The sequence below is a fragment of the Paenibacillus sp. J22R160 genome, from assembly GCF_059692135.1.
The window spans coordinates 230,632-244,327 of sequence record NZ_JCAUAU010000001.1; the positions used below are offsets into that span (position 1 = coordinate 230,632).

Here is a 13,696-nt window from a genome sequence, read left to right on the forward strand (position 1 = left end):
CACCCTCACCCTGTTAAGCGCATTTTCACACGACTACGCATCGTGAGCAATGTGCCTTTTATACTTTGCATCCGACATGCAATGAGTAACTTTTCACCTTCTGTACGTGCAAACAAGGCATTTACAGCGATGTAGAGCACCCTGCAGGTAACATTAACGAGTAAAGCTAATTTACTCACAAATCCTTTGTGCATGGAGCCATTCGTAATACCTTGATAATAATAACGCTGCTTGATCCAATCTTTTGTTAAGCGATTATCGGGGATGAAGTGATCCACGATCATGGAAGGATGATAAAGAATCGTCTTTCTTTCCTGTTGCATCTGCTCGAACAGCCAAGACTCCTCGCCAGACAGCAGGAGCGTTCCCTTCCTTCCAAGGTCTGTTGGAAACAAATGTGTGTCATGAAAAGATTTGCGAATTGCCATATTCGCTCCGAAAGGATGCTTATTTATCGGATATTCATGCACAGCTTCTCCCCGATCTACAATCGTGTAAGGAAGTTCAAGTGACTTCGTCAGCCATGTCGGCCTCTCGCTTTCGAACTTCGGACGAATCATGCCACCAATGGCATATACATCATGCCGAAGATCAAAGGTGTCCACAATCGTGCGAATCCACCCCAAACAAGGAACCGCATCATCATCGAGATAGGCGATAATATCACCCTTTGCTTCTTGTATTCCCCTATTTCGCGCAGCTGACAGTCCTTGGGTTTGTTCAAATAGATAGCGAACACGCATGACCCCAGCTTGACGAAGGGCAAATGACTCGGAGATCTCACGTGTATGATCCGTGGAATTGTTATCCACAATAAGAATCTCAGCCATCTCTATTGCAGCTAATGCAGGCAGTGCGTCCAACGTGATCTGAAGCAAATCCGCGCGATTATAGGTACAGATGACAATTGATACCCTTGGTTGTGGCTGATCATGCACCATTGCAGTACTCCTTTCTTACTTTTTTTAGAAAGCGTCTTTGGAACCGAGAAGGACCGAAACGGTTTTCATCATAATTTTCAAATCATAGAAAACGCTTCGTTCACGGATATAAGTCAAATCAAGCTCTACCATTTGCTCAAAGCTTAGATTGCTTCTCCCGCTAACTTGCCATAAACCCGTGCAGCCAGGTGTTACCGCCAAACGTTTCTTGTCATAGGTTGTGTACTCTTTAACTTCACTTGGCAAAGCCGGTCTTGGCCCGACTAAGCTCATATCGCCGATAAGTACGTTCCACAATTGCGGCAGCTCATCAATGCTCGTTTTGCGCAGTACTCTGCCAACGCGAGTTACACGAGGATCATTTTTCATTTTGAACATCGCGCCCTCGACTTCATTTTGGCTCATTAACTGCTGCTTCAATGCTTCCGCATTGGACACCATTGAGCGAAATTTATACATAGGGAACAAGGTTTCATCTTTGCCAACCCTATTTTGTTTGAAGAAAACGGAGCCGTCCGGATCTTCCAGCTTGATCCAAACTGCCACAACGATAAACAAAGGCATCAAGAAAATAAGACCTGCTAGGGAAAGAAGAATATCTAGCGTACGCTTCATAAAGGAATAAGAAGTTATGCTCTTTCTTTCCTGCAATCTTGTAGCTGCCGGATAGTAGTACTCATATTCCTCCTGCAGTTCTCGCAAGCTCATAATCTTCACCTCCCAAGTGGTTTAAGATAGGTGCATACTTCTCCTCAATGAGGAGTTTAGCCATCGCATCAAGTACATCTAACCGAAGATCTTTGCTCTCGAGTGCGAAAGCCATCGTGGTAAGAATATAACCAAGTCTTTCACCAACATCATAACGAATGCCGTCAAAATGATAAGCAAGTACACGTTCTATCTGATTAAGCTTCTGAATCGCATCTGTCAACTGAATTTCGCCGCCAGCGCCTTTCTCCTGAAGCTCCAAAAATTCAAAGATTTTAGGAGAGAACACATATCTCCCCATAATGGCAAGATTGGAAGGGGCCGTACCTAATTTTGGTTTTTCAATAAAGTCTTTTACTTGATAAAGGCGGTTATCTTGCTCACCAGGATCAATGATACCGTAACGATTCGTGAGTTCTGGCGGGACTTTTTGGACGCCGATGACAGAATTTTCTGATAATTCATATTGTTGAATCAGCTGTTTTAAGCAGGGGACCTTCCCTGTGACAATATCATCGCCCAACAGTACAGCGAATGGTTCATTTCCAATGAACCTTCTTGCACACCAGACGGCATGCCCAAGTCCCTTGGGTTCTTTTTGACGAATATAATGAATTTCTACCTTGGATGAACGCTGAACTTCTTTTAAGAGCTCCAGCTTCCCCGTTTCCATCAGCTTGTTTTCAAGCTCGAAAGCATTATCGAAATGGTCTTCGATCGCTCTCTTTCCTTTACCGGTTACAATAATAATATCTTCGATTCCGGATTCGATGGCTTCTTCCACGATGTATTGAATAGTTGGTTTGTTGATGATTGGGAGCATCTCTTTAGGCATCGCTTTCGTAGCGGGTAGAAATCTCGTTCCTAACCCCGCGGCCGGAATAATTGCTTTCTTGACCGTCTTCATCCTTCTCATCCTCCTAAGAGTACATATTCAATTATTGGTTGAAAACCATACCTAGCATGCGGGCTCCTGATTGTTCGAGCTGAGTTCTTGCTTGCTTCGCCCATTCCCGCTTTGTTTTACCGTTCCTAGCGACTAGCAGTACGCCATCACTGTATTCTGTGAGCAAGCTTGCATCAGTATAATCAAGCGTTGACGGTGAATCGATAAGGATAACCTCATATCGCTGTTTCAGTTGGTTCATCAGGTTCAACATCTGGGAGGAACCTACCAACTCTGAAGGATTCACGGGTTGACCGCCAGCAACGATGAGATCAAGTCCAATGATTCCTGTCGGTGTGATGACATCATCTACATCAAGCCCTTTTTGAAAAAAGTGGAGCAAGCCTTTTGTATTATTCATACCAAATAATTTATGCAGCGATGGCTGACGCAAGTTACTATCAACGATCACGACAGACTTGCCTTCCTGAGCATACGTTACGGCAAGATTAGCAAGCGTCGTTGTCTTGCCTTCTTGCGACTTGGGTGAGGCAACCATCAATACCATGCCCAGCCTTTGATCAGCGGGCACAACCTTTTTGAAGCGTACCGCCGTTCGTAAAGAGCGATAGGATTCGGAAACGGGCGAAATGGGATCTAATTCAGTCACAAGCACATTACTTAGCTGTAACATACGTCTGTTCCCCTACCTCTCTGCTCAGCGCCTTGGACGTCTTTGTTGCATTGCCCTTTTTTATCGTTCCGATGGAAGCAAGAACGGGAAGGCCCACGAAATGCTCAGCTTCTTTCTCAGAGCGAATCGTATCGTTGATATTTTCAAAAAAGAAAAACACACCAATAGCTGCCATCGCCGATAAAATAAAGCTCAAAGCCAAGTTGATTACGATACTGCCATTCGCTGGCAAAGGCTTCACAGCTACATCAGAGCTAGAAAGTATTTTGACATTGTTCATATTCATCAAGGTCGGCACTTCACTCATGAATGTATCCGCAAGTGTTTTCGTCATCGCGACAGCTTTCTCATAACTAGGATCTTCCATCTCGATTTTAATGATTTGCGTCTTATCGGTTGAGCTCACCTTCAAGTTCTTCAGCAGCTCTTTCTGCGTCATACCGAATTCCGGATGATCCTGCAAGAGCTTCTGAATGATCTGATCCGATTTAATGATTTCCTTGTAACTCTCAACTAAATTCATGTTCATTGACACGTCGTTCAAATCTATCGCTTCTTCACTTTTGAACGTACTGCTTACCAGTACTTGTGTGTTCGCCTTGTATACGGGCTCAACAAAAGTTTTGCTGACATAGAAAGTTGTCAGACACGAGAGAAGAACGAACAACGCAATCATCCATAGCTTTTTGCGAATGAGTACAAAGTAATCTAAGATCGATTTCTCCATGGTTCCCTCCCGAAAAAATAGTTAGTAAATCAAGAAATACAGTCTTGCTTTTCCGAAATTTTTCAGTTAAGATGTTTGTAATGAAAGCGTTTTATTCCCCTCATCCCCACCTATCGAAACGACATTCAATCACTCCTTTTATTCAGAGCATTCTACAATCACTATTCGATGGTGATAACTAGCTTGGAAGCTAGTTGAAGCACTCTACCAAATGGAATGAAGAATGCCGCTTTTTGTCATTTAATTGGTTATAGTCAAATACTAAATGAATTCCCAAAATTATGATATTACTCGATATTATAATTTTTGGGTCTATTTCGTGTATCCACCCTTACCTATATGTAATAAAGCGATGGTATACTTTCGGACCATATCAGCTGTAGAACTAACTGAAAACTCACTGAAAACCGCTGACTAATCCTTTGGATTGCGCTAACAGAGCTGCTTGTGTACGGTCGTTGACGCATAGTTTATTTAGAATTTGGCTAACATGCTTCTTGACTGTAAACTCTGTGACCATTAGTTTCTTAGCCATTCCTTGATTGGATAAACCTTCTCCTAGACCGATTAACACTTCTCGCTCTTTTGGCGTTAGCTTGCTGAAGCTGTCCTCTTCCTCTTTCTTAAACAACATTTCCATGAGACCTGGGTCAAAATACTTTTTCCCTTTGAAAATCAATTTAATGGCCAAAAGCAATTCTTCTGGAAGCGCTTCTTTGAGCACATAGCCATCCGCACCCACAGCTTCGGCTTTTCTTACATCCTGCTCCAAGGTCGATGAAGTCAAAATGATGCTTCGGCATGATGTATCTTTAATATTCTCAACCACTTCAAGACCAGAACGATTCCCTAACTTTAGATCCACAATAGCCAAATCCGGTTTTGTTTCCTTGATTAGCTCCAATGCTTGCTCCACCGTCTCCGATTCACCAGAAATTTCGATGTTTGCTTCAAGCTTTAGCACAGCTGACAATCCTCTACGCACCAACGGATGATCATCTACGATAACAACTTTCAAAGTTCCACCTGCTTTCGTTTGAATGGGAATAGCCTACATGACCTTGATTTAGCCCATCATTTGAAGTTCATTTAGTTCCTTGTTGTCCTGTGGTTGGAATGGGATGGTCAGTTGAATATGTGTACCTTTTCCTTCTGTACTCTGAATGCTAATCGTTCCACCGAGTGAATGGACAAGCAGCTCCATGTTGTTTACACCTAGCCCAACAGTCTTGGGATCTGATAATCGTTCTTTTACACGAAAGCCACTTCCGTTATCCAAAACGGAAAGACTCACCTCATCGGACTTAATACGAAGCTCAACCTTGATAAGTGTGCTGTGCCCGTGACGAATGGCATTTCCAGTGGATTCCGAAATAATTCGAAACAAAGCTTTTTGATAATTAACATGCAGTCGATGATCATCGCCTGTTACATGCAAATTCACTTTCACAGCATGCAGCTTGGACACGCTGTCCAGATGTGATTTGACAGTCGTTATCCAAAAATTACCGCCATTTTTCCTGGAGCTCAGGCTATAAATGGTGGAACGAAGCTCTTGAGAAGCTGCTACAGATGACTCTTGAATGATTTGCAGCTGCTCTTTGATCTGATCTCTTGAAATCTCTTTCCACTTGCGACTGAGTGAATGCACGGCATAGACAATTCCGAAGATGTACTGTGAAACACTGTCATGCATCTCATCGGCAATCCGATTCTGTTCCTCGATAATCATCAACTGATTCTCGATTCGTTCCAGCTGGTGCCTCTCCAGAATGACGGAGCAAAGCTCTGATAGAAAACCCAGCTGTTTAATATACCCCTGTCTGCCTTCCTCGTAGCTGGCAGGTTCAATCTTAACGCCCATGACTCCCCAAAATCGGGTCGACGATTTGATCGGCATCACAAGAAAGTCACCATATTCCGCCACGCTCATCAGCCTGCTGGAATCGAGCTGTCTAAGCTCGGCTAACTGCAAATCAAAAGCTTCAGAAAGGGAGGTTTCAATGCCAATCGGCAAGACACCTTGTGTAATTAGTTGATCCGGCTTGCTATGCCCGTTGACATCCCAGTAAAAAGACATCCTTAACTTGGTCAATTTTAGAGCAAACTCCGTAAAAATAATTTTTAAGTTCTCCGAATCACTATGGGTTGCTGCTTCCACAATTTGATATAGCGACTTCATATGCTCCATCGTTTCTGTGGTTCGAGCATTCGCAATCTCCAGACGATTCTTAACGCCGGCCAATAATTGGATGGTGAGCGTCATAAACAGCAGCATCAGGTAAAATCGATTTTCACTCAGTAGAATACTGCCAAGTGTCTGCATTTGTCCGTTCGTAAAAAAATAGGAAAAAGCCGTAATGAATAAAAAGTAACTCAGCATCATGAACCAGCAGTAGGCGGAGGAAAGATAGCTGGCAGCCATCCAAGCGGGATTGAAAACACACCACAGGAACGGACTGTCCATACCGCCGCTTAGAAGATGGAGGACCATCATCCCCGTCATTTCCAAGCCTACGGTTATTTTAATTGTGCGAGAGGCTTTGCCGCTTTGGGTGTACATGTCTGTAATCCATGTAGCAAAGATGAACAACACGAGGATGATGCCAATTTTCACACCTATCGGAGGACCACGATCCTCAATAGCGTACACTAGCGAAGTCCCAGCAAGCGAAATAAACCTGTACAAGTAAAAGACTCTACTCTCACCTGAGAACATCTTTCTCATCTGTGTAATCATCCTTTAACCGATATTTGTAATTGGCTCCTTCAACAATACCCATGTTTTCCATAATCATAACAGTTAAATTCTTACAGTCAAAAGAGCACTACATGACTATACAATTCGCTATTTTTGTAGTTTTCTGTCTCTATGAAACATATTATTGCTATTTTCAGGAGTTACGATCTATATGTTTGATCATTTAGACCTAACGTTTTGTCGGAAAAAAATGTAAACCAGATTGGAATGACCAAATTAAAATTCATCCTTTTGTACCATAAAATTCCTATAAAAATTTGTAAAACACAAAAGAGTTAAGTCGTGTTAACGCTTAACTCTTTGATTTATTGCTTATTGTCGAAGACATACCTTATTCTTAATCCAAAAGAGCCCCATTTTGTATAAATGTGGCGCCTAAATATGATAAATCCGCGCAGGAGTCGTAATTTGCATTCAGCCCCACGAACTTCAAAAAAACAAAAAGACCTCCCGGCTTGAGGGAGGCTTTTCACTATTCCAGCGGCAAACCTGCCGCTTGTCTTAGCTGATTGGCTAACCAGGTCTCATCCTCCCATCCCTCAATCGTAAAGCCTTGATTTCTGTTACCTGCTACTGACCGGTTATATTGTTATTATTCACTAAATTAGCGCTCATAAAGTTTCCACTCCACTTTATATTCATCTTTTTTGCCCAACAATCTAGTAATGGTCAGCGGACAGGACGGCATGTTTCTTATTCCTCTATAATTTCTATAGTAGCATATAAAAAACAAGCCAAATGCTATGCTAGTTATTACGTTTTATCTCTATATGTATAAATAATACTATACATGCTGTATAGGAATGTATTGTCGGAATTTTATGACGTATTTTCGGTGATTAGCAAGAATAATGTCGAAAAAATCCAGATTCCCTGTCGGCTCATCAGCAAAAATTAACTTGGACTTATGGAGCAGCGCTCGGCCACTGATAGCGACGAAACTCACCAGGTGTTTCTCCGGTTATTTTCTTAAACATCCTGATGAACGATGTGCCATTGCGGTAGCCGATCTGCTCTCCGATAATCTGAATGCTGAGATTAGAGCCGATAAGCAGCTCTTTGGCCTTCTGAATCCGCACCCGATTCATATGATCGCTGAAATTCGCCCCCGTCTTCTCTTTAATGTAGACGGACAAGTACGCACTGGACATGTCCAGTGACTCCGCGATCAAATCTAACGAAATATCCTCCGAATATTGGGTTTCCATCGTTTTCATTACAAACGCGATAACTTCGTCTTTCTCCTCCTTCTTCCTGCGCACCCACTCCGCATAAATAGGAATCAGCGAGTCGAAGATTTGCTGAAACTCCGTTAAGGTAAAGCTGAAATCTAATTGCTTCCGCAGTCTTACGACCTGGTTACTTACTTCGCTATCCGCTGCATTTTGCTCCAATGACTTCACGATCCTCGAAGCCCACGCCTCACTGAAATGGCGAAACTGCACTAATGTCGCCTGGCTCCGCTCCATCGCTTCAAGCATCCGATGTATAGTATGAAGGCACATCTTTTCATTGCCGGCTTGCAGATGAGCGTGCAATTCCTGCTCCTGCTCCGTGGTAAAAACATATAAGAATGCTGCCGGCTCCTGCTTAACGATGATTTGTGTTTCATTCAAAGGACGGGCCTGCTTCAGCATTCCCGATACCTGCTCATAGGCCATATTCAGCTCGATGCTCCGTTCGCAAACAGAGCTGACTGCCATCATAATCAGGCAGGTTTGACGGTCTTTATCCAGTGTTTCTTTGACTTGCTGAAGCGCTTCCGTCAACCGATCCGTCATGTCCTGCCGGAAAACAACGGAGATGATCTGATCGTTCTCAATCTGGAATGTATAGGCATTCAGCCCATACTCGGAGAGCACGATTTCAATATATTCCCCGATATAACGTTTGATATCCTCGCCTAACCTTTCCATACTTCTTGCATTCAGCTGATACAGAACTAACGTGAAAGGCCCTTCCGCCTGGGCAAATTCACGCAGCTCCGAGATGCCCACATGAAGAGATTTCAGCTTAGCGATATAACCATAATTAGTCAGAAGCGAGTTGCTATTTTTCAGCTCATCATGAATCCTTGTCCGCTCTTCCGACAGCTTATCAATGTGATTGCTGATCGTTTCAAACTCATAAATGTAGGAGTCCATCCGCAGTTGTTGTCCTTCCGGATGCTGCAGAGAGGCGATAATACGTTTCACCGGTGACTGTAGACGAGAGCTGAACCAGTAAGACATGACCAAAGCGATAGCTATGGAAATGAACAAAACGACGATCTGAGTTACCCTAAGCTTAGAAATCTGTGCTGCGATACTAGCATACGGAACAACGGTTACGTAACGAAGGTGATTTTCCAGGTCCTCATGGATAAAGAAATAGCTGTTTTTGAATAACTTATAAGATTCGCCGGCAGCAAAAACTGGCATTTCATCAATGGATGCCGAAGAATTGGATCGATAGAGATTCTCGCCTTCCTCGGTTTGTATGATAAACGGTACATCTCCTAGTAACGTCTGGTTCAGCTTGTCGGCATCGAGCATAGCGATTAATTCATAATTCGCATTCGGCAGCTTAAATGAAAACGGAATGTAAGTCTTCTGCTCCTTGCTGAAATTATCTAGTGGATAATCCTTCGCAGGGTGCAAGTAATAGTTCCTTGGACGCTCAAATTCCTTCTCCCAGTAAGCCAAATCATACGGTGGATGGAAGTTCGGCTCGACATCCAGAGCGACTTCCGTACTGCTGCCTTCCTTGTCCGCCATGAATAGATTCGAGCGGTAAAGCACCATAAGGTTATCTAAGTAAAATAGCGGATTGCCAGCTGTTTCCCTGAGCTTTCGCACCATATCGACTACCAAATAATAATTGGCATCTCCGTTTTCGTTGGAAATTAACTGCGTGTTAAATTTGGTAATCGTATTGTCGTGATACATCTGGAAGAGTACGGTTCTCAGACGGTTAAAATGGCTGTTATAATTCTCCGCAGCCTGAGTCAGCATACGCTCATTGTACCGAATGATCTCCTGCTTGATATTCTGCTGAAAAAATGAAAATAGCACAAAATTAAAAACGGATAACAGCGTAATGATCGTCAAAAAGCTGATAAATATCCGGACGAGAAACGATTTGCTCTTCTGATTCAAGAGTTCCATGATGCCCCTCCTTACCCTCTAAATCTCTTACGCTCAATGTAGCAGGTCGTAAAAGCAACAAGCAACACCTTTACAAAACCTTATCATCCTCCTCTAAAAGGTCGCTAAATCCACGTATCGTAAGGATTTGGCCTATTTCTCTCTCCGAAGAATCAAAGAATCTGTCAATCGTCTAAAAAAGAGTCAATTTCATTTCTACCAGCTACCGTCTATGATCGACCTTGAAAACGAAGAAAGGAGGTGTGACTCTTGGAGCAAACAATACCGGGCGGTAAGACGTATCCGAAGAAAAAGCCCGCTGGACAGAGCTGGAGAAAACGGTGGAAGGAAATTAGGCGCAATTGGGATTTATATATGCTGCTCTTTCCGGTGATTGTCTTCTTCATCCTTTTTGAATATGTACCTATGTACGGTTTACAGATTGCTTTCAAACAGTACTTCGTAACCAAAGGAATTTGGGGGAGTCCCTGGATCGGATTGGATCATTTCAAGCGCTTTTTTGAAAGCTTCTATTTTTGGAGAATTCTTACCAATACTTTGTCCATCGGGGTGTATCAGATCGCCGCAGGCTTCCCTGTCCCCATACTACTGGCATTAATGGTGAATGAGATCAGGCGGAAAAAATACCAGAAATGGATTCAGACCATTCTGTATGCCCCTCATTTTCTCTCTACCGTAATCGTAGTTGGGTTAATGATGATCTTCCTATCGCAGGAAAACGGTCTCGTCAATCATGTGCTTGTTTGGCTGGGCTTTCAACCGATTGCCTTCTTGACCCATCCGGGCTGGTTCAAAAGCATGTATGTGACTTCCGGCATCTGGCAGCAAATGGGCTGGAATTCCATCATCTACCTCGCTGCATTAGCTGGCATCGATCCCCATCTGCATGAGTCCGCTCAAATGGACGGTGCCGGCCGACTTCGGCGTATCTGGCATATTAATTTGCCAGGACTGAGACCGACCCTCATTATTTTACTCATACTGAATATGGGTACGGTGCTTGGCGTCGGATTCGAGAAAATTTACTTACTGCAAAACGCTCTGAATATGCAGGCTTCCGACGTCATTTCCACGCATGTCTACCGAAGCGGTATTCTCGGAGCGGAATATGGTTTCTCTGCGGCAGTCGGCCTGTTTAACTCGTTGATCAATTTTGTGATGCTGGTTGTGGTGAACGCCATCGCCCGCAAAGTAAGTGAGACCAGCCTATGGTAAGGAGACAATCAATGAATCAAAGCTGGATGGACCGGATTTTTATCATGTTGGTATATTGCTTCTTACTCGTTATCGTGTTGATCGTGCTGTACCCTTTGTACTTCGTTCTGATTGCCTCCTTCAGCAGCCCACAGCTGGTACTGAATGGAGACATCTGGATTTGGCCGAAAGACCTATCTTGGAGAGGTTATGAGAAGTTGTTTCAAAACAAGGAGATCATGCAAGGTTACGGCAATACGATCCTGTATACAATCAGCGGGACGGCCATCAATGTTGCTCTTACTGTAGCGGCGGCTTTTCCTTTATCACGGCGGAATTTGCTGGGCAGACACTGGATCTCGGGTTTCATGGTGTTTACCATGTTCTTCAGTGGCGGACTGATCCCGACCTATCTCTTAATGAAGCAGCTCGGGCTGCTGAATACATACTGGGTCATGGTTCTACCAGGAGCGGTTTCCGTATGGAACATTATGCTGATGCGTACCTTTTTCCAAAACGGGCTGCCCTTCGAGCTGCAGGAAGCTGCGGCCATTGACGGTTGCTCGAATCTACGAATTTTATGGAGAATCGTGCTTCCTCTATCGGCACCTATTTTGGCCGTTATGGTACTCTTTTATAGTGTCGGGCACTGGAATGCTTACTTCAATGCGTTGATCTATTTGTCGGATCGGGATAAGTACCCGCTTCAGCTCATTTTACGAGAAATTCTAGTACAGGGAGAGACTAAGGATATGGTCGATGTCTCTGAAGGATCTCTGTCCAATTCCGTGCTCGATGTAGAATCCATCAAGTATGCTATTGTGATTGTAGCGAATCTGCCTATTCTCATTTTATATCCGTTCCTGCAAAAATATTTTAATAAAGGCGTGATGGTCGGCGCCCTCAAAGGATAATCATATAACGGAGGTAATTTCATTATGAAAGCAACCAAAACGACAGCCTTAGCCCTATCCGCCATACTTACTTTAGGCGTTTTAAGCGGCTGCGGAGACTCTGAGAATAAAGGAAATATCGCCAAAACGGATGAAAAAGCAGCACAGAATCTGAATGCCACTGGTTTTCCGATTGTGAATGAGAAGCTTCATCTCAAATTGTTTACGGGCAAATCCCCGCAGAATGGCAATAAATTTGAGGATACAACCGTTTGGAAAGAGTATGCCAAGATGTCTAACATTGACGCTGAGTTTCAGTTGATTCCTTTTGAAAGTCTTACAGAGAAACGAAACCTGGCGCTGGCAAGCGGGGATTACCCCGATGCCTTCTATTCCGCAAGGGTGCCTGTCTCAGACCTGATGAAGTACGGCAGCCAAGGCGTCTTCCTTAAGCTGAATGATCTAATCGAGAAGAATGCCCCTAACTTTAAGAAGCTATTGGACAAGTATCCTGATTTGAAAAAGGGATTGACCATGCCGGACGGCGGTATCTATTCCCTTCCATCCTTCTATAGTCCTGAATTTCTGCCTATGCTTATCGGCACGCCGCTATGGATTAACAAGAACTGGTTGGACAAGCTTAATATGAAAGAACCTGAAACGACAGAGGAATTTTATACCTATTTGAAAGCTGTCAAAGATTCGGATATGAATGGTAATGGTCAAAAGGATGAGGTGCCGTTAAGCGGAATGTTCGGTATACAAACGATACAACGCTACATCGGCGGTGGATGGGGCTTCGGAAACCGTGGTGCAGTCGCCCACCCTTACGTGGACGTAGATCCGGCTTCCAACAATCTAAGGTTCTACCGAACCGATCCAAAATACAAAGAAGTGCTGCAGTATATGAACAAGCTTTATACTGAGGGTCTAATTGATAAAGAAATCTTCACGTTGAAGGATACGGCGCTTTATGCGAAAGGCGAGAAAAGTCTGTTAGGATCGGCATTCGTCCCTCATCCACAAGCGGTAATGAATCAGAAGGGGTATGTAGGACTTGGTGCGCTTAAAGGCCCTCATGGGGATCAGCTATATGTATCTGTGAAAAACCCTATCGCATGGCCGGGTGCCTTCGTCATGACAGATAAAAACAAAAATCCGGAGGCTACGCTCCGCTGGATGGATTACTTCTATGGCGATGAAGGAGCTACTTTCTACTTTATGGGACAAAAAGATGCCACCTATATCCAAAAATCAGACGGCAAGCTTGAGTTTACAGACGAAGTGAAAAATAATCCAAACGGACTGACCCTAGATCAAGCGGTAGCCAAATTCACGACATGGCCAGGTGGCAGTTATCCGGGATATGTCCAAGAGAAATATTTCAAAGGCTCTGAAAGTCTGCCGGAATCCGTCGAGGCGGGTAAAAAAGCATCCAAAAACCTCATTAAAGAAATGTGGTACAGCTTTAACTTTACGGAAGAGGAAACAGCATTCATGAGCTCCAAAGGCGCTGATATACAGAAATTCATCACCGAGACGGAGGCTAATCTTATTAACGGCACAGCTTCCTTCGATGACTGGGACAAATATGTTGCGAATGTAGATAAAATGGGCGTAGCCCAATATATGTCCATCTATAAAGCTGCCTACGATAGATATTCCGGTGGTACCCACTAGCAGATAACCACATAATCTACACAACCCATAAATAAAATCCCATCGATAGCGTGGGATTTTATTTTT

11 protein-coding genes are annotated in these 13,696 nt (G+C 43.7%); 3 read left to right on the plus strand and 8 right to left on the minus strand.

Annotated elements, in window-relative coordinates; genetic code table 11:
• Positions 1 to 5: 5 nt before the first annotated feature.
• The 8 genes from AC58UW_RS00875 to AC58UW_RS00910 form a co-directional block, all read right to left on the minus strand.
• Positions 6 to 941 (minus strand): glycosyltransferase, encoded by a 936-nt coding sequence (locus AC58UW_RS00875; protein WP_497418837.1) that lies wholly within the window; start codon positions 939 to 941, stop codon positions 6 to 8.
• A 24-nt stretch (positions 942 to 965) separates the two neighbouring features.
• Positions 966 to 1,649 (minus strand): sugar transferase, encoded by a 684-nt coding sequence (locus AC58UW_RS00880; protein ID WP_497418838.1) that lies wholly within the window; start codon positions 1,647 to 1,649, stop codon positions 966 to 968.
• Positions 1,618 to 2,556 (minus strand): UTP--glucose-1-phosphate uridylyltransferase GalU, encoded by a 939-nt coding sequence (gene galU / locus AC58UW_RS00885; protein WP_497418839.1) that lies wholly within the window; start codon positions 2,554 to 2,556, stop codon positions 1,618 to 1,620. The genes AC58UW_RS00880 and galU overlap by 32 nt, the downstream gene beginning before the upstream one ends.
• Before the next feature lie 31 nt (positions 2,557 to 2,587).
• A complete protein-coding gene (locus AC58UW_RS00890) occupies positions 2,588 to 3,229 on the minus strand; it encodes a CpsD/CapB family tyrosine-protein kinase (RefSeq protein WP_497418840.1) in 642 nt (213 codons plus the stop codon).
• Positions 3,213 to 3,956 (minus strand): YveK family protein, encoded by a 744-nt coding sequence (locus tag AC58UW_RS00895; RefSeq protein WP_497418841.1) that lies wholly within the window; start codon positions 3,954 to 3,956, stop codon positions 3,213 to 3,215. The genes AC58UW_RS00890 and AC58UW_RS00895 overlap by 17 nt, the downstream gene beginning before the upstream one ends.
• 397 nt (positions 3,957 to 4,353) lie before the next feature.
• Positions 4,354 to 4,974 carry a response regulator gene (locus AC58UW_RS00900; RefSeq protein WP_145655808.1) on the minus strand — a complete coding sequence of 207 codons (621 nt, stop codon included), beginning with the start codon at positions 4,972 to 4,974 and terminating at the stop codon, positions 4,354 to 4,356.
• Between the two features lie 48 nt (positions 4,975 to 5,022).
• Positions 5,023 to 6,684 (minus strand): sensor histidine kinase, encoded by a 1,662-nt coding sequence (locus AC58UW_RS00905; protein ID WP_497418842.1) that lies wholly within the window; start codon positions 6,682 to 6,684, stop codon positions 5,023 to 5,025.
• A gap of 938 nt (positions 6,685 to 7,622) precedes the next feature.
• Complete coding sequence (locus AC58UW_RS00910) at positions 7,623 to 9,863, minus strand: AraC family transcriptional regulator (RefSeq protein WP_497418843.1); 2,241 nt, start codon at positions 9,861 to 9,863, stop codon at positions 7,623 to 7,625.
• A 354-nt stretch (positions 9,864 to 10,217) separates the two neighbouring features.
• Between AC58UW_RS00910 and AC58UW_RS00915 the strand changes: the two genes are divergently transcribed.
• Genes AC58UW_RS00915 through AC58UW_RS00925 form a run of 3 tightly spaced genes read left to right on the plus strand, consistent with a single transcriptional unit; the run spans position 10,218 to position 13,630 of the window.
• Positions 10,218 to 11,078, plus strand: coding sequence for an ABC transporter permease (locus AC58UW_RS00915; RefSeq protein WP_497419310.1), 861 nt, complete (start codon positions 10,218 to 10,220; stop codon positions 11,076 to 11,078).
• Between the two features lie 11 nt (positions 11,079 to 11,089).
• Positions 11,090 to 11,971, plus strand: coding sequence for a carbohydrate ABC transporter permease (locus AC58UW_RS00920; RefSeq protein ID WP_497418844.1), 882 nt, complete (start codon positions 11,090 to 11,092; stop codon positions 11,969 to 11,971).
• A 24-nt stretch (positions 11,972 to 11,995) separates the two neighbouring features.
• Complete coding sequence (locus AC58UW_RS00925; protein WP_497418845.1) at positions 11,996 to 13,630, plus strand: type 2 periplasmic-binding domain-containing protein; 1,635 nt, start codon at positions 11,996 to 11,998, stop codon at positions 13,628 to 13,630.
• Positions 13,631 to 13,696: the final 66 nt, after the last annotated feature.

Bases quoted from the DNA above. Each gene is read 5' to 3' on its own strand.
- AC58UW_RS00875 (WP_497418837.1), bottom strand. From the start codon at position 941: ATGGTGCATGATCAGCCACAACCAAGGGTATCAATTGTCATCTGTACC.
- AC58UW_RS00880 (WP_497418838.1), bottom strand. From the start codon at position 1,649: ATGAGCTTGCGAGAACTGCAGGAGGAATATGAGTACTACTATCCGGCA.
- galU (WP_497418839.1), bottom strand. From the start codon at position 2,556: ATGAAGACGGTCAAGAAAGCAATTATTCCGGCCGCGGGGTTAGGAACG.
- AC58UW_RS00890 (WP_497418840.1), bottom strand. From the start codon at position 3,229: ATGTTACAGCTAAGTAATGTGCTTGTGACTGAATTAGATCCCATTTCG.
- AC58UW_RS00895 (WP_497418841.1), bottom strand. From the start codon at position 3,956: ATGGAGAAATCGATCTTAGATTACTTTGTACTCATTCGCAAAAAGCTA.
- AC58UW_RS00905 (WP_497418842.1), bottom strand. From the start codon at position 6,684: ATGAGAAAGATGTTCTCAGGTGAGAGTAGAGTCTTTTACTTGTACAGG.
- AC58UW_RS00910 (WP_497418843.1), bottom strand. From the start codon at position 9,863: ATGGAACTCTTGAATCAGAAGAGCAAATCGTTTCTCGTCCGGATATTT.
- AC58UW_RS00915 (WP_497419310.1), top strand. From the start codon at position 10,218: ATGCTGCTCTTTCCGGTGATTGTCTTCTTCATCCTTTTTGAATATGTA.
- AC58UW_RS00920 (WP_497418844.1), top strand. From the start codon at position 11,090: ATGAATCAAAGCTGGATGGACCGGATTTTTATCATGTTGGTATATTGC.
- AC58UW_RS00925 (WP_497418845.1), top strand. From the start codon at position 11,996: ATGAAAGCAACCAAAACGACAGCCTTAGCCCTATCCGCCATACTTACT.